Source organism: Streptococcus sp. ELY_125 (assembly GCF_058314535.1).
The window spans coordinates 1-24,669 of record NZ_JBZFUM010000031.1 but is presented as its reverse complement, the minus strand read 5'-3'; the positions used below and the strand labels follow the sequence as shown (position 1 = coordinate 24,669).

General features: G+C 44.4%; 22 protein-coding genes. 2 read left to right on the top strand and 20 right to left on the bottom strand.

Annotated features, from left to right (window positions below; genetic code table 11):
- Window positions 1-132 precede the first annotated feature (132 nt).
- The 15 genes from yidD to ppc all read right to left on the bottom strand — a co-directional run bounded on the left by yidD (window position 133) and on the right by ppc (window position 14,966).
- Window positions 133-378 carry a membrane protein insertion efficiency factor YidD gene (yidD, locus tag AC4HAL_RS10400; RefSeq protein ID WP_491094100.1) on the bottom strand — a complete coding sequence of 82 codons (246 nt, stop codon included), beginning with the start codon at window positions 376-378 and terminating at the stop codon, window positions 133-135.
- Window positions 375-1,100, bottom strand: coding sequence for a pseudouridine synthase (locus AC4HAL_RS10395; RefSeq protein ID WP_491094099.1), 726 nt, complete (start codon window positions 1,098-1,100; stop codon window positions 375-377). Before AC4HAL_RS10395 ends, yidD begins: the two co-directional genes overlap by 4 nt.
- Window positions 1,101-1,115: 15 nt before the next feature.
- A complete protein-coding gene (gene scpB, locus AC4HAL_RS10390; protein ID WP_491094098.1) occupies window positions 1,116-1,670 on the bottom strand; it encodes an SMC-Scp complex subunit ScpB in 555 nt (184 codons plus the stop codon).
- Entirely contained in the window at window positions 1,670-2,386 is a 717-nt protein-coding gene (locus tag AC4HAL_RS10385) for a segregation/condensation protein A (RefSeq protein WP_491094097.1), read from the bottom strand. The genes scpB and AC4HAL_RS10385 overlap by 1 nt, the downstream gene beginning before the upstream one ends.
- Window positions 2,376-3,116, bottom strand: coding sequence for a site-specific tyrosine recombinase XerD (xerD, locus tag AC4HAL_RS10380; RefSeq protein ID WP_491094103.1), 741 nt, complete (start codon window positions 3,114-3,116; stop codon window positions 2,376-2,378). Before xerD ends, AC4HAL_RS10385 begins: the two co-directional genes overlap by 11 nt.
- Entirely contained in the window at window positions 3,100-3,573 is a 474-nt protein-coding gene (gene cbpB / locus AC4HAL_RS10375; RefSeq protein ID WP_491094096.1) for a cyclic-di-AMP-binding protein CbpB, read from the bottom strand. Before cbpB ends, xerD begins: the two co-directional genes overlap by 17 nt.
- A complete protein-coding gene (locus AC4HAL_RS10370; RefSeq protein WP_491094095.1) occupies window positions 3,570-4,091 on the bottom strand; it encodes a metallophosphoesterase in 522 nt (173 codons plus the stop codon). Before AC4HAL_RS10370 ends, cbpB begins: the two co-directional genes overlap by 4 nt.
- On the bottom strand, window positions 4,070-5,044 hold the full coding sequence (locus tag AC4HAL_RS10365; protein ID WP_491094094.1) for a nucleoside-triphosphate diphosphatase: 975 nt from the start codon (window positions 5,042-5,044) through the stop codon (window positions 4,070-4,072). The genes AC4HAL_RS10370 and AC4HAL_RS10365 overlap by 22 nt, the downstream gene beginning before the upstream one ends.
- A complete protein-coding gene (racE, locus tag AC4HAL_RS10360) occupies window positions 5,041-5,835 on the bottom strand; it encodes a glutamate racemase (protein ID WP_491094093.1) in 795 nt (264 codons plus the stop codon). The genes AC4HAL_RS10365 and racE overlap by 4 nt, the downstream gene beginning before the upstream one ends.
- A gap of 169 nt (window positions 5,836-6,004) precedes the next feature.
- On the bottom strand, window positions 6,005-6,244 hold the full coding sequence (locus AC4HAL_RS10355) for a YneF family protein (RefSeq protein ID WP_447451490.1): 240 nt from the start codon (window positions 6,242-6,244) through the stop codon (window positions 6,005-6,007).
- Window positions 6,245-6,466: 222 nt separating this feature from the next.
- The gene (locus tag AC4HAL_RS10350; protein ID WP_491094092.1) at window positions 6,467-7,717 is read right to left on the bottom strand and encodes a diaminopimelate decarboxylase; all 1,251 of its coding nucleotides are present in this window, start codon (window positions 7,715-7,717) and stop codon (window positions 6,467-6,469) included.
- A gap of 118 nt (window positions 7,718-7,835) precedes the next feature.
- Window positions 7,836-9,032 (bottom strand): elongation factor Tu, encoded by a 1,197-nt coding sequence (tuf, locus tag AC4HAL_RS10345; RefSeq protein ID WP_491094091.1) that lies wholly within the window; start codon window positions 9,030-9,032, stop codon window positions 7,836-7,838.
- A 304-nt stretch (window positions 9,033-9,336) separates the two neighbouring features.
- Window positions 9,337-10,425: an NAD(P)-dependent alcohol dehydrogenase gene (locus AC4HAL_RS10340; protein WP_491094090.1), complete on the bottom strand. Its 1,089-nt coding sequence runs from the start codon at window positions 10,423-10,425 to the stop codon at window positions 9,337-9,339.
- Between the two features lie 307 nt (window positions 10,426-10,732).
- Window positions 10,733-11,989 carry a cell division peptidoglycan polymerase FtsW gene (gene ftsW / locus AC4HAL_RS10335; protein WP_447451494.1) on the bottom strand — a complete coding sequence of 419 codons (1,257 nt, stop codon included), beginning with the start codon at window positions 11,987-11,989 and terminating at the stop codon, window positions 10,733-10,735.
- Window positions 11,990-12,158: 169 nt separating this feature from the next.
- Entirely contained in the window at window positions 12,159-14,966 is a 2,808-nt protein-coding gene (ppc, locus tag AC4HAL_RS10330) for a phosphoenolpyruvate carboxylase (RefSeq protein WP_491094089.1), read from the bottom strand.
- A gap of 172 nt (window positions 14,967-15,138) precedes the next feature.
- Between ppc and AC4HAL_RS10325 the strand changes: the two genes are divergently transcribed.
- On the top strand, window positions 15,139-15,612 hold the full coding sequence (locus AC4HAL_RS10325) for a glutathione peroxidase (RefSeq protein WP_491094088.1): 474 nt from the start codon (window positions 15,139-15,141) through the stop codon (window positions 15,610-15,612).
- Between the two features lie 33 nt (window positions 15,613-15,645).
- Here the strand turns inward: AC4HAL_RS10325 and smc are convergent, their stop codons facing one another.
- The 5 genes from smc to AC4HAL_RS10300 form a co-directional block, all read right to left on the bottom strand.
- The gene (smc, locus tag AC4HAL_RS10320) at window positions 15,646-19,185 is read right to left on the bottom strand and encodes a chromosome segregation protein SMC (RefSeq protein ID WP_491094087.1); all 3,540 of its coding nucleotides are present in this window, start codon (window positions 19,183-19,185) and stop codon (window positions 15,646-15,648) included.
- Window position 19,186: 1 nt separating this feature from the next.
- Entirely contained in the window at window positions 19,187-19,879 is a 693-nt protein-coding gene (rnc, locus tag AC4HAL_RS10315) for a ribonuclease III (protein WP_491094086.1), read from the bottom strand.
- A 431-nt stretch (window positions 19,880-20,310) separates the two neighbouring features.
- On the bottom strand, window positions 20,311-21,117 hold the full coding sequence (gene pflA, locus AC4HAL_RS10310; protein ID WP_491094102.1) for a pyruvate formate-lyase-activating protein: 807 nt from the start codon (window positions 21,115-21,117) through the stop codon (window positions 20,311-20,313).
- Window positions 21,118-21,307: 190 nt separating this feature from the next.
- The gene (locus tag AC4HAL_RS10305; protein WP_491094101.1) at window positions 21,308-21,949 is read right to left on the bottom strand and encodes a deoxynucleoside kinase; all 642 of its coding nucleotides are present in this window, start codon (window positions 21,947-21,949) and stop codon (window positions 21,308-21,310) included.
- Window positions 21,950-22,229: 280 nt separating this feature from the next.
- Entirely contained in the window at window positions 22,230-23,567 is a 1,338-nt protein-coding gene (locus AC4HAL_RS10300) for a hemolysin family protein (protein WP_491094085.1), read from the bottom strand.
- A gap of 140 nt (window positions 23,568-23,707) precedes the next feature.
- Here AC4HAL_RS10300 and AC4HAL_RS10295 point away from each other — a divergent pair, with 140 nt between their 5' ends.
- Window positions 23,708-24,490 (top strand): ABC transporter ATP-binding protein, encoded by a 783-nt coding sequence (locus AC4HAL_RS10295; RefSeq protein WP_491094084.1) that lies wholly within the window; start codon window positions 23,708-23,710, stop codon window positions 24,488-24,490.
- Window positions 24,491-24,669: the final 179 nt, after the last annotated feature.

Sequence of the window (24,669 nt, the reverse complement as noted above, 5' to 3'; positions counted from 1 at the left end):
GTTATAATCTGGCTTTTCTTTGTGAAACATGGCCTTACCTCACAAACTGTTTTCTTTTAGTATACTCCTAAACAGAGCAAAAAGCTCTTAGAAATGTAATTCCAAGAGCTTTGTCTTCAGTCTGACAAGTCTCTACTTCTGAGACTTGTGATTTCTTCTTAAACTAAAATGATCGGGCACAGGATCATCACCGCCTTCGACGAAAGGATGGCAGCGCAGGATGCGGGCAAATCCCATGAGTACACCCAGAAGACCGTGCTTTTCGATAGCTTCAATCATATAGTTGGAGCAGGTAGGACGATAGCGGCAGGAAGGAGGAGTGAGAGGTGAGATGTAACGCTGATAGAGGCGAATCGGGGCGATCAAGAGTTTCTTCATTTGTTCTTTGTAACAGCCGCATTGTGGAGCTGGCTGATTTCTTTTTTATTAAGGCGGCGGGATTCTCCCGGACGTAGCCCTCTTAAATCCAGCGTTCCAAACCGTGTTCGAGACAACTTATCCACCAGAAGCCCCACAGCCTCGAACATCTTTTTAACCTGATGGTTGCGACCTTCATGGATAGTCAGCTCAACGACCGAACGATTCTTATCAGGTTCAACCTTGATAATATTGTAGCGGGCAGACCCTGTTTTCTTGCCATCGATCACCACGCCTCGTGTCAGGGGACGCAGATTTTCTTTAGTCGCAATGCCCTTGACCCGTGCCAGATAGACCTTGTCAATCTCATTTCGAGGGTGGATCATCTCGTCGGTAAAATCACCATCATTGGTCAAGATTAAGAGGCCAGTCGTATCCCAATCCAGCCGACCAACAGGGTAAATGCGCTCCTTGACATCTGGCAGAAGGTCGATGACGGTCTTACGTCCCTTATCATCTGAGACGCTAGAAATCACACCCCGAGGCTTGTTTAGGAGGTAGTATACCTTCTCTTCATTATAGATAGGCTGGCCGGAAACTTCGACTAAATCACCATTTTTGACATTGGTAGCCAACTCTGTCACTGTTTGACCATTGATACTAACCAGACCTTTTTTAATCAGCTCTTCTGCTTTTCTGCGACTGGCTATACCAGCGTGGGCAATGTATTTGTTAATTCTCATGATTTTCTTTCTGTTTTAAATATCTTCCTCACTAAAGAGGGTCATTTCCTGATCCACTAATTCGATCGCAGAGGCATCAACCAGCTCATCCAAGCTGTTGATTCCCATATAATCCAAGAAATAATCAGTGGTCGCATAGAGGTTGGGCCGGCCGATAACATCCTTCTTGCCGACTTCCTGAATCAAACCGAAGGCTTGCAACTTAGAAATAGCTCCACTGGAATTAACACCGCGGATGCTGTCCACTTCAACCCGAGTAATAGGCTGCTTGTAGGCAATAATAGACAAAACCTCTAAACTGGCACGAGACAAACTTTGGTTAATAGGCGCTTTTGCATACTGACGCAGAAGGTCAGCATAGGTCTCCTTAGTCACAATTTTATAGGTATTGGAGGATTCTAACAGACAGAGAGCCGAATCGGTGTCCGCTTCATATTTTTGCGATAATTTTTCCAACTGCTGGCTGACTGCCGTAGCTGAGATATCCAGTAAACTGGCCAGATTGCGAAGGCTGAGGCCATCTTCTCCCGCCACAAAGAGCAGGGCTTCCATTTGTGCTAAATAAGACATTAAGTCTGCTCTCCTTCCATGCTAATTAAGGTGACCTGTCCAAAATTCTCAGCTTGTCGGGCTTGAATCCGACCGACCTTAATCAGTTCTAGAGTGGCTAAAAAGATGGTGATAACCTCATTCAGAGACTGAGCTTCTGAGAAGATTTCCCCCAGTTCGACAGATTTGTGACCCGCTAGACGGGTTGAAACCAAGACCATCATATCTTCAATCCTATAATCATCTCGTTCAATAGTCGTATGGCTATTTTTTATTTCTTCCTGTTTGGCGGCCATAACCTTCGAAAAAGCTAGATACAAGTCCAGCGTTGTCTTGTCATGTGACAGAGCAAGATCCTCGTAAATCAGTTCTTGCTTGGGCTTGGAGAAAAAACGAGCCCTAATGTCATGCTGGGCAGCTAATTCCTGACTGAGCTCCTTATATCTTTGGTACTCCTCCAACTGACTGAGCAGTTCTTGCTCCGGATCTTCTTCCAGTGGCGTTTCTTCTACCACTTTTGGCAGAAGCTTGCGGCTCTTAATCAACATGAGCTGACTGGCCATAACCATATATTCACCGGCCACTTCCAACCGCATGGCCTGCAAGGTGGAAATATAGGCCAGATACTGCTCGATGACCTCCACAATGGGCACATCATAAATATCCATTTCATATTTTGAAACTAGGTGCAGCAGCAAGTCTAAGGGGCCCTCAAAATCTTTTAACTTAATATCCATTCCTGTAGTAGCGCTCCAATGTCAAAGATGTTTTCAGTCCTAATTTTTTAGTCAAATCCAGCAGAGAGGTTCCCTGCGCTACCTCTCTTAAGATATACTGTTCTCGTAGTTTTTGCGCCGTCAGATCGGGATGACCTGTGTCCGCCAAAAAACGATTGAGCTGGTTAAAAAACCACTGACGTGAATAGGGCTGCCCTTTATGGTCAAAGAGATAAGTCTGTCCAGCCACATTTTCAAACAATGGGAGCAGACCCATTGGCAGAGGGATTACTCTGACTTGCTCTCCCTTGTTTATCCTAACGACCTCAAAATCTACATCACAGTCGCTCACTTTGATTCCCGCAATCTCATTAGGAGACAGTCCCAATTCCAGCATCAAAAGAGCCAGCCATTTCCCAGAGCTTGCCTCAGCTTGGTAGAACTCAGATAAGTCTAAAAGCTCCTGCTTCGTTGGCTGAGGACGGCGTTTCTCACGATTTTTTAAGCGGTAATAGGTCTCTATCTGACCTTCTTCATAAAGATAGAGTAAAAATTGATTGACTGCTGATAGTTTACGCTTGCGCGCAGAAACTTTCAGCCCAGCCAGTGATTGTTCGTAGAGTCTTAATTTACTAGAAGACAGCTGTCCATTGATCAGCCGGCAGAACTGCTGCAGGTCATAGTAATAAGACTTACGGGAATTTTCCGAAAGAGGTTTACTAGCAATAAAATGGCTAATCTGCTCCATCAAGTGGCTCAATCTGATACTCCTGTGTAAAATTATGCAATAGACTGTTTATGGATTTCAGCACCTTTTTGCGGGTAATAATTCCTAGGAAAATACCTTGGTCATCAACGACTGGCAAAAACGGAAAGTCAACTACCTTATGCAAAATCTCTGTCAAGTCAGTTGGGTCTGATAGGATCTCAATCTTATGATTGAGCATTTCAATGACTTCAATCTCAGCCAAGGTCTGATCAGTAAGAGCATTTTGAGATTGATAGGACAAAATATCCGACATCGAAATTGTCCCCATATAGCGCTTATCTGTCGACATAACAGGGATTCTGGAATAGCCATTTCTCGTCAAAAGCAGCATAACATGTCCCGCCTTATGATTAGACATGACTAGGGCCAGATCCTCTGCTGGTGTCAGGTAGTCCTCTTGAAAAGGGGTAAGGAAGTCTTCAAATTCTTTCGCTATCATCGTTCAAATTCCTGTGTTAAGCTTGGATAGAGCTGGTGGTCGCGGGTGTAATAACTCACTTTGATAAGCGCCTCTGAAATTTCAATTTTAGCATAGAGCTTCTCTGTGATTTCCCCCCGCGGTTGTAAAACAGATCCGGGATTGACAAAGACAGTTTTGCCATTACGCCAAGCACTTGCCCGATGCAGGTGGCCATAGAGGCAAATGTCAGCATCTTCTTCTTGAGCCCAGAAGTCTAGGCGATCCCAAGAAAAATTGATGCCGTAAAGATGGCCGTGGGTCTGAGCAATTCTCGCATTATCCAGTTCTGTTACCAAGGTATCGGGATAACCGCTGTCGTAGTCACAGTTTCCCCGAACAACCCTAATTCCTGTCCAGATCTCATCACTGGAAGGCAGCTCAGAATCGCCATTATGAAAGATAGCGTCAACCCGCCCCTGATAGTGGTTTTTTATATCCTCGACAATACCACGGTCGCCATGAGAATCACTCATGACTATGATTGTGTTTTTTGCCATGTTGGAAATACCTCCATTAATTTCTTAACGGCCTGTCCTCGGTGGGATTGCGCATTTTTTTCTTCTGATGTTAGCTCTGCAGCTGTTTTGTCAGTCTCTCCGACCAAAAAGAGAGGATCGTAGCCAAAGCCATTGCTGCCTTTGGCTTCCACACCGATATAGCCGGGCCAATCCGCTGCAACAACCAGACTGCTGCGATGAGGAGCTGCAACGACCAGAGTTGTATGAAACTGGGCTGTCCGGTCTTTTTTCTCAAAGACCATGGCCAACTCGTGTAGCAGTTTAGCATTGTTGCTGTTGTCTGTCGCATCAGGACCTGAAAAACGCGCGGACCAGACACCAGGCAAGCCACCTAACGCATCAACCTTAAGGCCAGAATCATCTGCTAAGACCATCTTACCGGTCAGCTCTGAAATGGTCTCTGCTTTCAAGCGAGCATTTTCTTCAAATGATGTCCCTGTTTCAGCTACATCTGGCAGATCAGGGTAGTCGTTGAGATTTTCAACCCCAAGACCTAACTCTTTAAATAATTCACGAAATTCGCGGGTCTTGCCCTCATTACGGGTCGCAATAAGGATGGTATCCCTAGGCTGTTGTCCTCCAGCCTCTTGATCAAAAAAGTCAGATACAGCTACACCAGACTTAGGCAGGTGCACAAGCTGCAAAATTCCATTTTCAGTTATGAGAACAGCCTCCTTATGCTGGCTGACTTCAAACTGGCGCCCTAGTTCTTCATTAATCATTTCAACGATGAAGGCCAGCAAGCGAAAATCAGAGGACAGACGCAGAACGCAAATGTCGAATCCCCCTTTTTCTCTTACTAGGCCAGCCAAGTCATGCTCAATCTGAGTGAACTCATCTTGGGCACCTAGACTATAAATGTTGGAAACGTTGCTCCATTTACCGACAAACCAATTATGGTCGTCTTTATATTCATAAATTTTATCAGTCATAATTTGATATGCTCCACATTTAAATCCTGTCCCAGCCAATTCTCAGCGATTTCCTTAAAGGAATCAATACTGGCTGTCGTATAAAAACGGTGATGACCAAGAGCGGCTTCACGGCTGCGATTGAGCTGGAAATAATTGAGAAGAACAGAGACATCACGGATAGTTTCTGCTCCACTGTCAATCAGCTTAACTGATGGTCCCATAACATTTTGGATAATTCCCCGCAACAATGGATAATGGGTGCAGCCCAGTATCAGAGTATCAACCTTTCCAACTAAGGGGGCCAAGGTTTCATAAACAATCTTTTTGGCCACGCTAGAATTCATTTGATTGGACTCTACGAGCGGGGTGAACTTGGGACAAGCTAGGGTTGTAACCTGCATCTGCGGTGCTAGGTCCATAATTTTCTGACGGTAGATATCTGACTTGACCGTCATCGGTGTCCCAATAACACCAATTCTGTCAGATGTCGTGGATTTAATTGCTGCACTGGAACCCGGTAGAACGACTCCTAAGACAGGGATATCCAGCTCTTGCTTGACTTCTTCCCAAACAACAGCCGTCGCTGTATTGCAGGCCATAACAATCATTTTGACATCCTTGGTCAGCAGAAAATTCACCAACTGCCAAGTATACTCCCGAATCTGTTCAGCCGGTCTGGGGCCATAGGGAGCCCTAGCCGAATCACCAATATAAACAATCTCCTCATGGGGAAGCTGGCGCATCAGCTCACGAACTACCGTCAGGCCACCCACACCAGAATCTAAAAAACCAATAGGTCTATTATCCATCTTTCACTTCCTATTGACGGGCAAACACTCCATCTGCTGAATCCTTTTTTTGCCCCTGCTACTTTGAATCCTGATACAATCTATTTTCGTCGGTACATAAAAATACGGACTGAATTTTTGACAGTATTAAAGGCTGGAAGAAATACCTTCCAACCTCTCCTTTTCATACTTATTTTTTCTTATTCGCTGCTGCTTTTGACTGCTTAACGATATTGCGGTAGGTTTGTTGGATTTTTGCCTCATTTGGCTTTTGCCCCATAGAGCTCATCATCTCACGGATCGCATCCGGTGTCAAACGTGGGTATTCAGCAATTTCCTTTGTAAATTGGCGGCGAGCCAAGTAAGCCCCTAATAAAACACCACCCATTAGGGCAACAGCAATCAATAAAATAGCTAACCAAAGTGCCATGTTTGTATAACTCCTAGAAATTTTTTACTCACCTCATTATACCAGAAAGCCCTGACCTTGACAACGGACAGACATAGAACAAACTTACCCAGCTCTTTATCTATTAGGCCACTCTCCCAGTGTCATTAACTACTCGGACCTGCATGGCAGGAAGATAAGGTTAAAACAAAAACTCTCGCCTTCAATAGGACGAGAGTTACATTATTTTAGGGTTTCGGCTTATTATTCGTCTTCATCTAAGCCAAAACCATAAAGGGTAGCAAAATAATCTTCTGGTCTTTCTGCACGGCGGATCATTTTAGCTTTGCCGTTTTCCTGTAAAAGAATCTCAGCTGAACGCAGGCGGCCATTGTACTGATAGCCCATAGAGAACCCATGAGCACCTGTATCATGGATAATCAGCAGATCACCGACGCGGGCTTGTGCTAGTTCACGCTGCTTAGCGAACTTATCATTATTTTCACAAAGAGAGCCAACCACATCTACCACTTCGGGCGCCCCATCAGGATTACTGATATTCGTGATATGATGATAAGCATCGTACATGGCAGGACGCAGGAGGTTAACGGCGCTGGCATCAACACCGACATAGTGGCGATAAGTATCCTTGAGGTGGAGCACCTTGGTAACAAGGTGACCATGCGGCGCTAGCATAAAACGGCCGAGTTCCGTAAAAATTTTAACATGCCCCAGCGCGTTGGGAACAAGGATATCTTCAAATTTCGCACGGACACCCTCACCGATAGCAGCGATATCATTCTGCTTATCAGCCGGCGTATAATCGACACCGACACCACCAGATAGATTGATAAAACTGAGTTCAACCCCTGCTACTTCCCTAATTTCCAAAGCTAATTCAAATAACTGCCCAGCCAAGGTTGGATAGTAGTCGTTAGTAACGGTATTCGACGCTAGAAAGGCATGGAGACCAAAATTTTTAACGCCTTTGGCCTTCAAATCTTTATAGCCTTGCAAAAGTTGATTCTTGGTCATCCCGAATTTAGAATCTTCTGGGTGGTCCATAATATCAGTCCCAAGCGAGAAGACACCGCCGGGATTGTAGCGAAGAGAGACCGTTTCAGGTAAACCGGCGACCTCTTCTAAGAAAGCAATATGCTCATAAGCATCCAAATTGATCATGGCACCAGTCTGGCGGGCATAGACAAATTCCTGCGCTTTAGTATCATTGGAGGTAAAGCTAATGTCTTTAAACCCTAGCTTATGAGCCATCATTAGTTCGACATCAGTTGCACAGTCGACACCGCAGCCCTCCTCTTGTAAGATTTTCAAAATACTAGGGTTAGGGGTTGCCTTAACCGCAAAATACTCCTTAAAACCAAGATTCCAAGCAAAGGCCTTATTCACAGCTCGCGCTGTTTCACGGATTCCTTTTTCATCGTAAAGATGAAAGGGGGTTGGAAATTCTTTTGTAATCTGGTCTAATTGGTTTTTGCTGACAAAAGGTGTCTTCATATACAGGATTCTCCTAAAAATTATTTAGTCCATTATAGCATAGAAAAAGCCAGTACCCAAGGGGCCACTAGCTTTTTCATTGTCTGACTTTTAATCGTTTTAACGGGAACTTAATCGCTTAAGCTTCGATTTCTGAAACGATACCTGAACCAACAGTACGTCCACCTTCACGGATAGAGAAGGTAGTACCTTGTTCAACGGCGATTGGGTGGATCAATTCAACGTCGATAGTAACGTTATCACCAGGCATAACCATTTCAGTACCTGCTGGCAATTCGATTGAACCAGTTACGTCAGTTGTACGGAAGTAGAACTGTGGACGGTAGTTGTTGAAGAATGGTGTATGACGTCCACCTTCATCTTTAGAAAGGATGTAAACTTCACCTTTAAACTTAGTGTGTGGGTGGATTGAACCTGGTTCAGCCAATACTTGACCACGTTCGATTTCGTCACGTTGGATACCACGAAGAAGCACACCAACGTTATCACCAGCAAGACCTTCGTCAAGCTGTTTACGGAACATTTCAACTCCGGTAACAACAGCTTTTTCGATTTCGTCTTTGATACCAACGATTTCAACTTCGTCATTAACTTTTACAGTACCACGGTCGATACGTCCTGAAGCAACAGTACCACGACCAGTGATAGAGAATACGTCTTCGACTGGAAGAAGCAATGGCTTATCAGTATCACGTTTTGGTTCTGGAATGTAGTCATCAACGATGTCCAACAATTCCATGATCTTGTCTTCGGCAGCTGTATCACCTTCAAGGGCTTTAAGTGCTGAACCTTGAACAACAGGAACATCATCACCTGGGAAATCGTATTCTGACAAGAGGTCACGGATTTCCATTTCAACCAATTCAAGCAATTCTTCATCGTCAACCAAGTCAACCTTGTTCATGAAGACGATAAGGTTCTTAACACCAACTTGGCGTGAAAGCAAGATGTGTTCACGAGTTTGTGGCATTGGTCCGTCAGTAGATGCTACTACAAGGATAGCTCCGTCCATTTGAGCGGCACCGGTGATCATGTTTTTAACATAGTCCGCGTGTCCTGGAGCGTCGATGTGGGCATAGTGACGCTTTTCAGTTTCATACTCAACGTGTGCAGTGTTGATAGTGATACCGCGTTCGCGTTCTTCTGGTGCAGCATCGATTGAGGAGTAGTCTTTTGGCTGGTTAACAGCACTTGGAAGACGACGTGCCAATACAGTAGTAATAGCTGCTGTCAAAGTAGTTTTACCATGGTCAACGTGTCCGATAGTACCAATGTTAACGTGTGGTTTACTACGATCGTATTTTTCTTTTGCCATTTAGGAAAAGCCTCCAATAAAATATATTTTATAGATAGACGGTAGGCAATACAGTCTAACTTTACCCTACTATTCTATCAAATTGTTTTAGAAATGCAAGCTTTTTACATAATTGTCAAAGGCTTTTTATCAAAAAAAGAGAATGGCAAGCTCAAAAATCTCTTGCACTTCTTTCGATCCAAATAAGCAGAAAAATTAGGTAAGTAGCTCAAGGGGGTAGCGTCACCTATTTAGGGAGTATTAAAGAGCTGAACTGCCTGGGAATCCAGCTCTTTATTCTACTGCTTAGGTTAACGATAGCTCTCTAGGGCATTTTGACAATAGGCTTAATGACCGAACCATCAGCAGAATCCAGAAAGGCTTGATTAATCTCATTAAAATCATAAAATTTAACCAATTTATCAAATGGGAAGCGCCCTTCTTTGTAGAAGTCCACTAAACTAGGAATAAAAATTTGCGGTACAGCGTCGCCTTCTACAACACCAATCAAGGACTTGCTTTCAGCCATAATTTCATTGTGAATATCGATTTCCATTTCAGGCGTAAAACCAACAACCGCAAGATTTCCCATAGGCATCAAGGCTCGTAAGGCTGATCTGACAACAATAGGAACTCCTGTCGTATCAACACCATACTCTGCACCATCTCCTGTGATGGCTTTAACACTTTCAACAATGTCTTCTGTTTTACTGTTAATAGTGTGAGTTGCACCTAGATCTTTGGCTAACGCCAAGCGATTATCATGAATATCTACAGCGATGATGTTCTTGCAGCCAATGAGTTTGGCAGCCATTATGGCACTCAAGCCAACCGCGCCAGTTCCATAAACCACAATTGAAGAACCAAATTCAGGTCTTAAACGGTTCAAAACAGTACCGCTTCCGGTTTGAATGCCACAGCCTAGCGGGCCCAAAAGGGCGATATCCACCTCTTTATCTACCTTAACAACATTATTCTCTTTGGCAATAGAATAGCTTCCAAATGACGATTGCCCAAAGAAATTAGAGACTTGCTGACCTTCCTGAGTCAAGGGGGTTGTACCGTCCAAAAAACGTCCCCCAAAATTTATTGGTCCACAGTGAATACAATTGGCTGGATGACCGCTTAAACAGTTGACACAGTGGCCGCAGTAGGCAAAAGACAGCACAACATGGTCTCCCGGCTCAACACTGGTAACAAAGTCCCCAACCTTCTCAACGATTCCAGCTCCCTCATGTCCCAGTAAAACTGGATAAGGGGTGACACCGAAATCACGCCCAATAGCATCTGTATGGCAGATACCGGTCGCAACGATTTTGATCAATACCTCATCAGCTTGAGGTTCACGAAGTTCAAGCTCCTCTGTTTTTAAATCTTGCCCTTGTTTTTTAGCAAGTGCGGCTGTAATTTTCATCTCTATGGCCTCCTAGCTTAATTAAGTATTTTTTATGAATGCGTTTTCACGGGCAGTATATCATCTTTAATCTACAGTTGCAACTAAAAAATAGCTATGTCTATAATTCTGCTCTCTCTACTCTTCCCTCCTTGAAGCTTGCACCTAAAATCAGGAAATCAAGAGAAGCCCAAAGTCTTATTAATTTGCAGTTGAACTGCTGGTTATGACTGCTTCTCTCTATTAAAAAACTGTTCTGAAACCATAATAAAAAGAGGTTGGGACATACATATGATATACCATCATATGCAATGTCTCACTTCCTCTTTCAACTAATAACCTTGAATTCTTGGGTTTGAGCCTTTTGTATCTCTTCGGTTGCTTCCTGATAAATTTCCTCACGTTTTTCGTTAGCGTCAATATTCAGCACGATACCGATGGCAACTGATAAAAGCAAGAGACTGTTTCCTCCTTGTGAGAGGAAGGGAAAGGTAACGCCAGTCGATGGAATCAAGCCTGAAATTCCGCCGATATTGACAAAAACCTGCATCAGAATCATCCCGCCAATCCCCAGAGCCATCATAGAATTAAATGGGTTCTTAGCCTTGATCCCTACCAGCATAATGCGCAAGATTAAAAAGAAGACAAGGGCTAAAATAAGACCAGCACCGATAAAGCCCATTTCCTCAATTAGAATTGAAAAGACAAAATCGGTCGTTGCTTCAGGCAGGTAACCATTCTTTTCGATAGAATTTCCCAGTCCACGGCCCAGCCAGCCCCCATTGCTCATCGCATAATAGGAGTGGGCTAACTGCAATCCTGAATCTGCCAAGTCCTTGAAAGGATTGAAGTAGGCACTGAAACGTTTAGCAACGTAGCCAAAAATTGGCACATTGGACATCGTCTCTACACCGACGACCTTGATGATCCCTAAGAATATCGTTGAAGCACTAACGATGACACCGACCAAAGCGATATACCAACGGTAGCCAATCCCGCTTACTGCAAACATAATCAGCCCAGACAAGACAATAATAGTCGCATTTCCCAAGTCAGGCTGGATGACGACTAAGCCGACCATTATCATCGAGTAGATCCGCCAGTCTTTTAAATCATCTAAAGAACGCGGGTACCAGCGCCTCCGAGTCAAGGCCTGATAGTCGTAGGTCTCAATATCACCCTGACGTCTGGAAAAGGTAAAGGCTAGCAGCCAGACCATTATCAGCTTGAGATATTCTGCCGGCTGAAAGGTAATCGGGCCCAGCGAAATCCAGCCGTTAGCACCGTTGATTTCCTCTGAGAAAAACTTGGCAACAATCAGTAAAACGACCTCAACGAGGAGGGCTGCTGTCAACACGCGCTTATTTTTTAGAAAATTTAACTTCAGGCGATAAATAAAGGTAATTCCCAAAAGACTAACCAGCCAGAAAGCCGCTTGGTTTAAAACAGAGCTAAAGGGATTGAGTCCAAACTTAATCAAGGTTACACTGGTTGTCGAGTAGACAACAATCAAACCGATCACAGATAGCACAAGATAGGGAATTAGTATGGAATAATTGAGCAAGTGCTTTTTATCAATTTTCATGATTTCTCCAATACTTAACAGTCATATTCTTAGAATTATATCACGTTTAGCTACAAAATAAAAGGCGGAACGTCCCATTTTTGCCTCTAAGAAGCCTTTAAAAAGCCTATTATAAAAGGGATTGAACAATAACCTGTTCAGTCCCTCATGTTGATTTTGATTGTGGGCATCAGCCTGAGTTGCGCAGACCGGTAGCAATACCATTGATCGTGATATGGATTAGCTTTTCAGTATCTTCATCAAGTCCTTCATTACGCAGACGTTTAATCAATTCAATTTGGATATAGTTCAGGACATTGAAGTAGGGTAGACGGACATCCAGACTGGATTTTAGAGATGGATTCTCAGCAAGGAGTTCTTCTTGTCCCTCAATAGCCAAAATAACATTTTTGGTCAGCTGCCATTCGTCCAAAATAATGTTGAAAACATCCCGCACTTCCTGTCTTTCAGCCAACTGAGCATACTGAAAGGCAATATTCATGTTAGATTTCGACAGAACCATATCAACATTAGACAGCAAGGAATTAAAGAAAGGCCAAGTTTTATACATGTGACGCAGTTTTTCCAAATTGCTATCTTTAGCATCAATAAAGTGTTTGAAAGCCGAGCCAACACCGTACCATCCCGGAAACATTATACGATTTTGAGACCAAGAGAAAACCCATGGAATCGCCCGCAAACCTGAAATTTCTGTAATTGTTTTGCGAGCCGCTGGACGAGAACCGAGATTGAGACTGGACACTTCTTTAATAGGGCTGGCTTCAAAGAAATAATCATAGAAATGTGGATTGCCAAAAACAAGATCACGGTAGATCCTATTGGAATCTGCTACGATTTTATCCATGTCAGCACGGAAACCATCAATCTCATTAGGGTCAGCAATCATACGGGTAACCATACGGTTGATAGCTGCTGATACCAACATTTCTAAGTTATAGTAGGCAGCATCTTTATTGCCATATTTAAATCCAATTACTTCTCCCTGCTCTGTTAAGCGGATGCGATCCTTGATAGAACCAAATGGCTGGGAGGTGATAGCTTCGTAAGAAGGACCGCCACCGCGGCCTACAGTTCCACCGCGGCCATGGAAGAAGGTAATCTTAATTCCGTGGTCCTCACCAATTTTAGTCAAGGCATTCTGCGCCTTGTAGAGGGTCCAGCCGGAAGCTAGGTAGCCGCCATCTTTATTACTGTCTGAATACCCCAGCATGATTTCTTGGTAGTTGCCGTTCGATGCAATCCATTGTTTAACAAGGTCATATGAGAGATAGTCTTCCATAATAGCCGTGGCATTATCCAAGTCCTCAATGGTTTCAAAGAGCGGTACAATCTGCACACGGGCAGATTCTTTATCGATCAATCCGACTTCTTTGAGCATAATAGCTAGCTCAAACATGTCAGATACACTTTCAGTGTGGGAAATAATATGCTGCTTAATGACATCTTCCCCAAGTAGATCTTTCATATCGCGTGCTGTTTGATAGATGGCCAACTCCTTTTGGAGCAGGTCTGATTTCTCAGCATGCGTTGAAGAGAGCGGCCGCGGATCCTCTAGGAGTTCTTTGAGAAGAACTTGGCACTTTTCCTCCTCAGACAGGCTGCTGTAATCTTCTACAATATTCGCTGACTTGAGCAATTCAGCCACACAGGCTTCCTGAACACTGGAGTCTTGTCGCATGTCAATACTAGCCAAGTAAAAGCCAAAGACCTCAACGGCCTGCAAGAGTTCCTCAAAATCTCCGGTTAAGAGCGCTTCTCCGCCATTAGCTACTAATGAATCACGGATAGCTAACAAATCATCTTTTAATTCTCGGGCACTTTGATAGGCTGCAAGCTGGTTGGCTGCCAGTTCAGAGGCTCGACTGCCAACCTGATTTTGAATATAATTGGCAATAATGCTGCTGCTCAAACTAGTAGATTTGACCTGACCAAGAGGCAGCTGGACACCAGCTTCCTGTGCATGTAAATTCAGTAGAGTCTGAATAACCTTAGATTGAATATAACTAAAGGCCTTACGATAGGGCTCATGCTCCCGATAGATGGAGGTATCATCTGACAGGGAGGCTAGGCGCTGAACAGCCTCTGATGTCTGCGTCAGATGGGTCGAAAGAGAAAAGCCGCGGTAAAGTGTATTAAGCTTTTCAATATAGTAATTTAAAATGACCTCACTTTGAACGGTTGCTGAAATTCGCAAAGTCTCGGCTGTTACGTAGGGATTGCCGTCGCGGTCGCCACCGATCCACATCCCCATAGTGATGGGTTTAGGATTTTCCAACTTTAAGCCGCGCTGGGCAGCTAAACGCTGGTATTCGGATGACAGATTAGTGATGGCCTTAATCAGGGAGCTATTGTAGTACTCCATGACATTGGTGATTTCATTGGTTACCTTGAGCTTTTGCTCGCGGATAATGTCCGTTTGCATCATGATCTCGATATAACGACGGAGATCCGCATACCATTTATCCTTATTGATCAGGCCTAACTTGACATCGCGGTGCTTGCGCAGAAGCTCGTGAATCTTTTGATTCAACTCCAGCATGGTCTTGCGCTGCACTTGGGTGGGGTGGGCAGTCAAGACTGGCACAACATTGACCTGCTGCAGGATTTCTTGTGCATTATCCTTTTGGGCTACTAAATCAATGGTTGTCGAGATTTTTCCCAGATAATCTCTATCGGTGTTATTTTGGTGGTTAACTTCATAAGCTAGATCCACATCTTCTGAGATATTAATCAAAAGCGGCAGAATGGAGAAATAGCGGGCAATGACTACCATGTCATCATTGGAAACAGTCTGAATAACCTTTTCCAAATCCCCATATTCTCCCCTTGTCGATAGGTCAATCATCTCTTCAATGCGAGAAAAAACCTTATTACCGACCATCTGACGTGTGGTGTCTTCCAGAAGTTCCTGTAAAATTTGAACTTCTTCGCTGATAATGTTCTGATCGCTGCTCGCTTCGAGTTTTTTTATGGCCATAACCACCTCTCCTTTAACTTTGCGTAGTACTTTCCTATCATATCACTTTCAAGGCTAAAACTAAAGATTTTTTGCGAATTACCTACCTTATGTTCGGCTTTTTCTTTACTTTTAAACTGGTAAGGACCGCGCTTTTTTGATAGACTAAGGAAAAGAATACAGGAGGTGGCTTATGACTATCTATGATTTTACAGTTGCTAGGCAAGACGGAGAACTGACTGCCCTCAGTGATTATCGCGGCAAAGTCTTGCTGATCGTCAATACGGCTACGGGCTGCGGGCTGACTCCCCAATACGAAGGGTTGCAAGCTCTCTACGACAGCTATAAAGATCAGGACTTTGAAATTCTTGATTTTCCTTGTAACCAATTCGCTGGACAGGCACCAGGAACAGCTGAGGAAATCAACAATTTCTGTACGCTGAATTACCAGACAACCTTTCCGCGCTTTGCCAAGATAAAGGTCAACGGCAGCCAGACCGACCCGCTCTATAAATGGCTTAAATCTCAGCAAACTGGCCCTTTAGGTAAGCCTATTGAGTGGAATTTTGCTAAATTTTTAGTTGATCGCCAAGGCAGAGTTGTCAGGCGCTTCGCTTCTAAATCAGAACCAGCTGAGCTAATCTCAGAAATTGAGAGTTTGTTATAGTAAAAAAGCCGATGAATCGGCTTTTTTGATGGTCTATTCCACCATATTTTCAGCATCCTTTAGCTTGACGGAGACGATTTTAGAGACTCCGGATTCCTGCATGGTGACGCCGTAGATGCTGTCAGCTGCGGCCATTGTCCCCTTACGGTGGGTGACCACGATAAACTGGCTGGCCTTATCAAAGCGGTTGAGATAATCGCCAAAGCGCTTAACATTCGCTTCATCTAATGCTGCCTCTACCTCATCTAGGATCACAAACGGAATGGTCTTAACACGAATGATGGAAAAGAGGAGGGCTAAAGCAGACAGGGCCTTCTCTCCACCAGACATCAGGTTGAGGGACTGAATTTTTTTGCCCGGCGGCTGCACAGAGATTTCTACGCCAGCTGTCAGCAAGTCTCCTTCTGTCAAGACAAGGTCAGCCGAACCGCCGCCAAACATCTGCACAAAGGTTTCCTTAAAACTCTCACGAATAGCTTCAAAAGTCGTCTTGAAACGAGATTTAACTTCATCATCCATATCATGGATAGTACTGAGCAGAAGGTTTTTTGCATCTACTAAATCTGATTTTTGCTCATTGAGGAAGGATAGACGGGTGCTGACTTCATCGTACTGTTCAATCGCATCCAAATTAATAGGACCTAGCGCCTTAATTTGACGATTAAGCGATGTCAACTGCTGCCTGGCTGCCGGCACATCTTCCAAAGGACTAGCTGTCTGACTGGCCTGCTCAAAACTCATCTGATAATCCTCAGACAGCTGGCGGGCAAACTGGCGCAGTTTATCCGAGAGGCTATCAATTTCAGCTTCAAGGTGAGCCTGACGCCTAATCAAATCTTCATTGCGCTTGCTGGCGGCTTGAACTTGCTCTTCAATATCATCGAGCTGTCCATCACAGTCTTCCACTTCAAACCGCAATCGAATAAGGCCGGTTTCCAACTCAGTCTTGCGTTCTTGGGCCTGATCCAGCTGCTTGGCTAGCTTAGGCAGTTCATCTGGCGATAGGTCGCTCGCCTGAGTACTTAGCTGCTGGGTGAGGGTGTCAATATTTTTCTCGACATCAGTCAGGTTCAGTTTAAGGCGATTCAGCTCATTTCTAGCAAAACGCTCTTCTCCTGTTAATTCACGCTCAGACAGTCTTGCTTGCGCCAGCTCCTCATTTAATTGATTGACCTGAGCTGTAATCGTATCCTTATCATTCTTAATTTTATCCAGCTGCTCCTGGACATGTACCTTTTGCTCTTCAACTCCAGCTAAGTCTGCTTCCAGCTTGTCTTTTTCATCTATCAGATTAACCGCAGCCTCTCCTTCTTGATTAGCAGACAAGGCACTAAAGACTTGGTTGAGGTCGGACAAACGATCAGCTTGATTTTGATAGGCCAGCTCAGCTTTCTGCTCATCCAAGCGTGCCTGCTCACCGGCTTCCTTGAGACTAGCTAGTTCTTCTTCTTTTTGTTTGACGGCAGTCTTAAGCTGAGCAAGAGCTGTCTCCTGCTGAGCCAGCTGATTTTTGAGTACCGTCAATTCTTCTGTCAAGCTATCTAATTCCGGCTTGATAAAGGTCGTATTATTATTGCGGCTGGCACCGCCTGAAAAGGAGCCACCTGGGCGCAGCTCTGTCCCATCCAAGGTCACCATTCGCACCTGATAGCCGACAGAGCGCGCTGCCTGATTGGCATGATCAACAGTATCAAAAATAGCAGTAACACCCAGAAGATTCTGAAAGATGTTGGACAGCTTATCATCAAAGGTCACCAAGTCGCTGGCAAGACCAAGGAAGCCCTGAGCTTGGGTAATGTTTTCCAAATTGCGTTCAGCCATGTGGCGGGGTTTGATCGTAGTCAAGGGCAAAAAGGTCGCCCGCCCTTGGCGATTGCGTCTGAGAAAATCAATCCCCCTCTTAGCTGCGGCTTCATCCTCTACAATGATATTTTGACTGCTGCCGCCCAGAGCTATTTCCAGAGCCGTCTGATAGTCAGGATTAAAGGAAAGATGCTCAGAAACAGCTCCAATAATTCCGCCTAGTTTATCAGCTTGCTGGAGGACGGTTTTGACACCGGCATAAAAATTACTATGATTCTTCTGAATAGCTTCCAGACTGCGCTTGCGTGCTTCCTTTTCCTTTATCTTGTCCATGATGGCAAACATCTTTTCTTGCTCATCTTGGTAGTTAGCACTGATTGCTCTTGCTTGCTGGACTTGGACTTGATAGCTATCCAGCAGCTCCTTAACATTGCCCTTAGCAGTTTCAAAAGCAGCCAGAGCTATTTGAGCTTGCTCTTTCGCCTGAGTCAGGTCTGCAGTCAGCTGCTGCCGCTCAGCTGATTGTTCAGCTTGGGCTTGTTCCTCTTGTTCAATATCCGCCTGCAGGGCAGTTAAACGATTGGAAAGATCTGCCTCTTTTTGCAGCAGAGCCACAAACTCTTCCCGTAAATTTTCAATAATCTGATCGGGATCAGTCGAAAAACGAGAGAGATCGACTTCCAATTGACTGATGCGATTTTTGAGGACTGTTAACTTTTCAGCCAGCTGCTCTTGTTCCTGCTGCTTTTCAGACAAGGCTTGCAGCAGCTTCTCTTTATCTTGTTCCAGGTCTGCCAAACGATTTTCAGCATCCGCCTGCTTTTCAGCTTTTTGACTGGATTCCAAAGAAAGAACCTCAATCCGACGCTGATAATCGGCAATAAGGCGAGTAACTTCCAAAAGCTCGGCCTGTTCCTTATCCATACTCTGTGATAGGCTCTGCCGGCGTTCCTTGAGCTTTTGATTTTCGGACTCTAAACGATTACGCTGCTCATAGCAGGCTGTTAAATCAGTCTTAACAGAAGCCAGCTGGTGATTGCTCTTATCAAGTTCAGCTCGATTGACCTTAATATCTTCAATCAAGATGTCTAACTGGAGTTTTTTGCGCTTGTCATCTAAGTCCAAAAACTGTTTGGCGGTCTGTGCTTGCTTTTCCAAGGGCTTAATCTGGCCTTCCAGCTCATAGATGATGTCTTCCAGCCGATCCAGATTATCCTGTGTTTTATCCAGTTTGCTTTGGGTTTCTTTTTTACGGGTTTTGTATTTGAGAACGCCTGCTGCCTCTTCAAAGATAGCTCGGCGCTCTTCAGGCCGACTGTTGAAAATAGCCTCAACGCGCCCCTGAGAGATGATCGAAAACGAATCGCGTCCAAGGCCGGTATCCATGAATAAATCGTGAATATCGCGCAAACGCACTTTTTTACCATCAATCAGATAGTCACTGTCACCATTGCGGTAGATATGACGCTCCACCCGAATCTCATCGCTGCTGTCAGCAATGAAACCATCGCTATTATCCAGTACGACTGTTACCTGAGCAAAATTAAGGGGACTGCGATCTTGAGTTCCTGCAAAAATAACGTCTGGCATCTTACCGCCGCGCAGACTTTTAGCAGAGGACTCCCCCAAGGCCCAGCGCAGACTTTCCGTAATATTTGACTTACCAGAACCATTAGGGCCAACCACGGCTGTCACACCGCGGTCAAATTCAATACGGGTCTTGTCCGCAAAAGACTTGAACCCCTGCATTTCAATCTCTTTTAGAAACATACTAACCTCGTCCCAGTTGGAGCAGGGCCGTCTTGGCAGCATCCTGCTCTGCCAATTTTTTGGACTTACCTTGCCCTTGGCTAAGATCCTGTCCATCAACCGACAGACTCACTTTAAATAGTTTATCATGAGCAGGACCCGTTTCACTAATAACACGGTAGCTAATGGTCACACTGCCTTTGACCTGCAAGGCTTCCTGCAGGGCTGTCTTATAGTCCTTAACTCGCTCAAAATCACCCACTTCAACCTTGGGAATCATGACCTGATTGAGAAAACTTTCTACTGTTTCCACTCCTGCATCTAGGAGCAGGGCTCCCAAAAACGCTTCGAATAAATCTCCTAGGATCGTCTCGCGATCTCTACCGCCTGATTTTTCCTCACCTTTTCCTAGTTTGACAAAGGCTTCAAAACCACAGTCACGGGAAAATCCTGCTAAACTCTCCTCCCGTACAATCATGGAGCGCATTTTTGATAAGTCTCCTTCGGGTTTCTTGGGGTATTTTTCAAATAAATAGCGCGAAATCAATAATTGCAGAACGGCGTCTCCTAAAAACTCCAGACGTTCGTTATGTGAAATGTTTAGGAGGCGGTGCTCGTTGGCATAGGAAGTGTGGGTAAAGGCTGTTTCTAGAAGTGTTTTGTCCTTAAAAACAATCCCAAAATCTGCTTGTAATTTTTCTTCTAAGGCTTGCATTACTACTATTCCTTTCTAAGTCATACGCTTTAAAAATCAAACTGGCACTTTCTAGCATAAATGCTGTATATCTTGGATCGATACTGACTGCTTAAGTCTATTGAGTCTAGGACAAAAGTCCAGACTCATTGCACTGTTCTAGATTTATTGATTTTTGTCCTACTCTCAGCCTCCTGTAAAGGTCTTGGCTTGCATTTTTCTCACAGCTAGGTAACTCATCAGAAAAGTCAAAGACCTGCTAAAGTGTTTAATCGGCATTGCCGAACTGGTCATCCATTAGACAGCATTGAGAAACTGGGCAATCAGCTCCAAGCTTAATTCGTTTAAGCTTATTTGCTTCAAGTATAAAAGGGCCAGCCCCTTTTAAAAGCGGACCTTTTTATTATATCAAAAAGCTGGAACTTTTGTCCCAGCTTTCTGATATAATTTTCTTATTCAACAGCTGCCTGCTTAACGCGCTTGAGATAGTCTTGGTAACTTTCTGTATGCATGAGCGTTTTAGCATTTTGTACCCGCTCTTTGGTCGGCGGTTTGACACCTTCCAAGGTGTAAGGAATCCCCAATTCTCGCCATTTGAACTCTCCCAAGGTATGGTAAGGGAGAATTTCAAACTTATCGACGTTATCCAACGTTTCTACGAATTTTCCCAGTTCAATCAAGTCCTCATCAAAGTCTGTCAGTCCCGGTACCAAGACATGACGGATCCAGACGGGTATCTTTTTATCCGATAGGTACTTAGCAAAGAGCAAAATATTTTTATTAGGCTGGCGCGTCACGACAATATGCTGCTGAGGATTGATCTCCTTGATATCCAGCAGAACCAAGTCAGTCACAGCTAAGAGCTTATCCACAATAGCGTGGTACTCAGGCGTAGGCCGATAGGCGAAGCCACAGGTATCCAAGGTACAGTGAATACCTAGTTTCTTTGCCTCGATAAAAAGAGCTGTGATAAAGTCAATCTGCAGCATAGCCTCACCGCCAGAAACGGTGATTCCTCCCTGACTGCCCCAGTAGCCCTTGTAACGCAGGGCTTCATTAAGAACATCATCAACTGTTCGCACTGTTGATTGGTTGGTCTCCATCTCCCACGTATCGGGGTTATGGCAATATTGGCAGCGCATCTTGCAGCCCTGCATAAAAACAACAAAACGCACACCGGGACCATCAACAGTCCCAAAACTTTCCGTGGAATGAATCATGCCGGTCACTTGCCGGTAATCTATTGCTTCTGCCATAATAATCTCTTTTCTACGGCTTCGCAGCCCTGCCTTACGGCTGTCATCAGCCGATATATATCTTTGCAACCGCTTTACTAACGGCAACTTTATTATAACGTTTTTGGCTATAAAAATCCAGATAAGAGCACCGCAATAATACTAGTAAAAAACACCTCAATCTCTTAGAGTGAGGTGTTAACGATTAGGACTGTCACAGTAAATCCAGCTCCTTGAGCGCTTGGTCTACCATACCGAAGACCGTTTGGAGATCATTTTCGTTTTTAACAAAGTCCAGCTTGTTGCCGTCGATACGGATTTTAGGGGAGATATCATAATTTTCATACCAATCCGGATACTCACCGTGTACCTGCTGATAATATTCGTAGAGATCGGGGTTATCAGCAATCTGTTCATAACTGCGGCCGCGCTGGCTGATCCGCTCCAGCATCTTATCAAATGAAACATCAATATACACTAAAAGGTCAGGTCGCTTCTTGGGCATGCCGTCCAACTCTTCTAGCATATTAGCCAGAAGCTCCTTATAAATATCCAATTCCGTCTTAGTGACATTACCGTTTTTATAATTTAAGGTTAAAAACAGTTCGTCCTCAAAAATAGACCGGTCTAAAATATTGTTATCCGCCTTGTAGGCCTCTTTGATAGACTGGAAGCGTTTATTTAAAAAGAAAATCTGCAGTAAAAAAGCGTATTTTTTAGGATCCTGATAATAGAGATCCAAAACAGGATTATTATCAACGGCTTCATAAAACACCTCAGTTCCCAGATGCTCTCCCAAGGCAGCGGCCAGCGAGCTCTTCCCAGCACCAATGGTGCCTGCTAATACAATCAACATCATTCTCCTCTCAATCAGAAATCAAACCGGCCAAAGCAGCTACAAGCCCAGCACAATAGGCCTGTCAGCGACTATAAAGACAGATTTGTATTCCTATCTAGCTCTCTCATTTTATAGGATTTACGACAAGATTTCAAGGGGCAGTGCTTTAAAAAATCGCAGTCCTTTTAGAACTGCGATACTTATCGTTGTCATCAAGATTGAATTTGGACATCCAAGTCGCTATATAAGCGCGCAAACCCTGCGGTCTGATTCATACCGACAAAGGGCTGGATCTCTTTTACTCATCTTCAGTTATTTCTTCTTGGATTGAGCTAACAAGCACCTTGACCTTGGTCACACGTCCTTCTTTAACCTTGTCATTAATCAGCTCTAGATGATGCTGGCCACTGTCTACGTGGAAGCTTTCCTTATCTTCCTGCGAAGGGATATTACCGACTCCAGTCAGATAATAACCAGCGATGGTATCCACATCATCACTTTCAAGCTCAGTTTCAAAATACTCATTAAAATCATTGAGGGTCATAGTCCCCAGGACGATATAGGTATCTGGTGCGATCTCACGCACCTCTACCTCTGCCTTATCCGTCTCGTCATCGATATCACCGACGATCTCTTCCAAAAGATCCTCCAGCGTCACCAGACCAGAGACACCTCCGTATTCATCCAAGAGAATGGCCATCTGATTCTGCGTCCGACGCAATTCCTTGAGCAAATCGTCGACAAAAATGGTCTCAGGCACAAATAGCGGCTCTTGCAGAATACGTCGCAGATTAATGGCATCAAAACCATTTTCAAAGCCTACTGCTAGAAGCTTCTTGGTGTGAATCAGACCGATAACCTTGTCCTTGTCATCATCATAGACGGGGATACGTGAGAAGTTCTTTTTGAGAATCTCGCGGATAATGTCTTGGGGGTCATCATTGATGTCGACCATAAAGGCATCGGTTCTATGCACCATAACCTCACGCGCCATCAGTTCATCCAGCGAGAAGACCCCTTGCAGCATTTCGATTTCTTCTTGATCGAGGGTCTCCTCACTATTGGTCAGCATGTACTCGATCTCGTCACGAGTCATCTTCTCATCTGCATCGTCAAAGGTCATAGGCGTTATCCGGCTGAGCAGGTTGGTTGAAGCTGATAGGAGCCAGACAAAGGGGCTGACCAGAACGCCCAAGCCCATAATAATTGGTGCCGAAACAACTGCCAGATTATCCTTGAGGTTTAAGGCAATACGCTTAGGATAGAGCTCCCCCAAAACGATAGCAATATAGGTCAAGAAAATCAGCGAAATAATACTGCCTGCTGTCTGGGCAGCGGCTGAATTGCCAAACCAGCCAGCGATAACCTTACCCAGCGAAGCCGACAGGCTGGCCCCCTGTAAGAGGCTGATAAAGGTGATACCGACCTGTATAGTGGATAAGAAATTGTTGGGCTTATCCAGTACCTTAATAAGTCTGATATATTTTTTATCGCCTTCTTCAGCCTTTTGTTCCACCCGAGAGCGGTTTAAGGAGACCATGGCCATCTCAGAGGCCGAAAAGAAGGCATTTAAAAAGGTTAGAATAATCAGTAATAGCAATTGAAAAAGCAAATTCTGACTGCTCGGGTCTTCCATTAAAATTTATTCTCCTAAAATGATATAGTGCCTTCATTATAGCATAATTTTATCCTGCATGTTGAAAAGTCTCTTATTTGGCCAAAAAATCCCAAATAATTTGTGCTATAATGAAGCTAATAAGACTTTGGAGGTTGATTATGGCTGTTATTTCCATGGAAAATGTTAATTTACGTAAACAGGGAAAAGATTTGCTTAAAGATGTCAATTGGACAGTTGAAAAGGGGCAGACATGGGCGATTTTAGGACTCAATGGTTCCGGAAAGACAACCCTCCTCAAGCTCATCATGGCCGAATACTATCAGACCAAGGGAAAAATTGAGGTGCTCGGCATTCCTTTCGGTCAGGGAGATATCTCCAATATCCGCAAGAGAATTGGGATCGTCTCAGGCTTCATCAGCGACCGCCTCTCCCTGCAGATGGTGGCTGAACAGGCTGTTTTGACCGGTAAGTACAAATCTTCCATACTCTACAAGGAATATGGTGAGAAAGATCTGGAAGAGGCTAGAGATATGCTGAGGCGCCTAGATGGTGAGAAGCTCATCGGACGCAGGCTCCACACCTTATCCCAAGGAGAGCGCCAGCTGATTATGATTGCCCGCTGTCTCATGGAAGAGCCGGATATCATCATCCTAGACGAAGCCACTGTCGGGCTGGATCTCTTTGCCAGAGAAAGATTGCTCAAGCAAATCGATCGGATCACCGACCTGCCGAAGGCACCTACGGTTCTCTATGTCACCCATCACGCCGAAGAAATCACCCAAAAGATGGACCATGTCCTGCTGCTGAAACAAGGGAGAATCATTGCTCAAGGCAAGAAAGAAGACATCATAACCCTGCCAACCCTAACCGAATTCTTTGATAATCAGGTCAGCATCATCCCCATCGACGACCACCGCTTTTTTATCAGGCCGGAGTTATGATACAACTGATGGGGGCAGATAAAATAAGAATAAAGCAAAAAGCCCTAGTGGGCTTTTCAGACTGAAGACAAAGCTCTTGGAATTACATTTCTAAGAGCTTTTTGCTCTGTTTAGGAGTATACTAAAAGAAAACAGTTTGTGAGGTAAGGCCATGTTTCACAAAGAAAAGCCAGATTATA

Bases quoted from the DNA above. Each gene is read 5' to 3' on its own strand.
- AC4HAL_RS10365 (WP_491094094.1), bottom strand. From the start codon at position 5,044: ATGACTGATAAAATTTATGAATATAAAGACGACCATAATTGGTTTGTC.
- AC4HAL_RS10340 (WP_491094090.1), bottom strand. From the start codon at position 10,425: ATGAAAATTACAGCCGCACTTGCTAAAAAACAAGGGCAAGATTTAAAA.
- yidD (WP_491094100.1), bottom strand. From the start codon at position 378: ATGAAGAAACTCTTGATCGCCCCGATTCGCCTCTATCAGCGTTACATC.
- AC4HAL_RS10325 (WP_491094088.1), top strand. From the start codon at position 15,139: ATGACTATCTATGATTTTACAGTTGCTAGGCAAGACGGAGAACTGACT.
- AC4HAL_RS10295 (WP_491094084.1), top strand. From the start codon at position 23,708: ATGGCTGTTATTTCCATGGAAAATGTTAATTTACGTAAACAGGGAAAA.
- AC4HAL_RS10355 (WP_447451490.1), bottom strand. From the start codon at position 6,244: ATGGCACTTTGGTTAGCTATTTTATTGATTGCTGTTGCCCTAATGGGT.
- tuf (WP_491094091.1), bottom strand. From the start codon at position 9,032: ATGGCAAAAGAAAAATACGATCGTAGTAAACCACACGTTAACATTGGT.
- AC4HAL_RS10350 (WP_491094092.1), bottom strand. From the start codon at position 7,717: ATGAAGACACCTTTTGTCAGCAAAAACCAATTAGACCAGATTACAAAA.
- smc (WP_491094087.1), bottom strand. From the start codon at position 19,185: ATGTTTCTAAAAGAGATTGAAATGCAGGGGTTCAAGTCTTTTGCGGAC.
- AC4HAL_RS10370 (WP_491094095.1), bottom strand. From the start codon at position 4,091: ATGGCAAAAAACACAATCATAGTCATGAGTGATTCTCATGGCGACCGT.
- ftsW (WP_447451494.1), bottom strand. From the start codon at position 11,989: ATGAAAATTGATAAAAAGCACTTGCTCAATTATTCCATACTAATTCCC.
- ppc (WP_491094089.1), bottom strand. From the start codon at position 14,966: ATGGCCATAAAAAAACTCGAAGCGAGCAGCGATCAGAACATTATCAGC.
- racE (WP_491094093.1), bottom strand. From the start codon at position 5,835: ATGGATAATAGACCTATTGGTTTTTTAGATTCTGGTGTGGGTGGCCTG.
- AC4HAL_RS10300 (WP_491094085.1), bottom strand. From the start codon at position 23,567: ATGGAAGACCCGAGCAGTCAGAATTTGCTTTTTCAATTGCTATTACTG.
- rnc (WP_491094086.1), bottom strand. From the start codon at position 19,879: ATGCAAGCCTTAGAAGAAAAATTACAAGCAGATTTTGGGATTGTTTTT.
- AC4HAL_RS10305 (WP_491094101.1), bottom strand. From the start codon at position 21,949: ATGTTGATTGTATTAGCAGGCACCATTGGTGCTGGGAAGAGCTCGCTG.
- scpB (WP_491094098.1), bottom strand. From the start codon at position 1,670: ATGTCTTATTTAGCACAAATGGAAGCCCTGCTCTTTGTGGCGGGAGAA.
- AC4HAL_RS10385 (WP_491094097.1), bottom strand. From the start codon at position 2,386: ATGGATATTAAGTTAAAAGATTTTGAGGGCCCCTTAGACTTGCTGCTG.
- AC4HAL_RS10395 (WP_491094099.1), bottom strand. From the start codon at position 1,100: ATGAGAATTAACAAATACATTGCCCACGCTGGTATAGCCAGTCGCAGA.
- cbpB (WP_491094096.1), bottom strand. From the start codon at position 3,573: ATGATAGCGAAAGAATTTGAAGACTTCCTTACCCCTTTTCAAGAGGAC.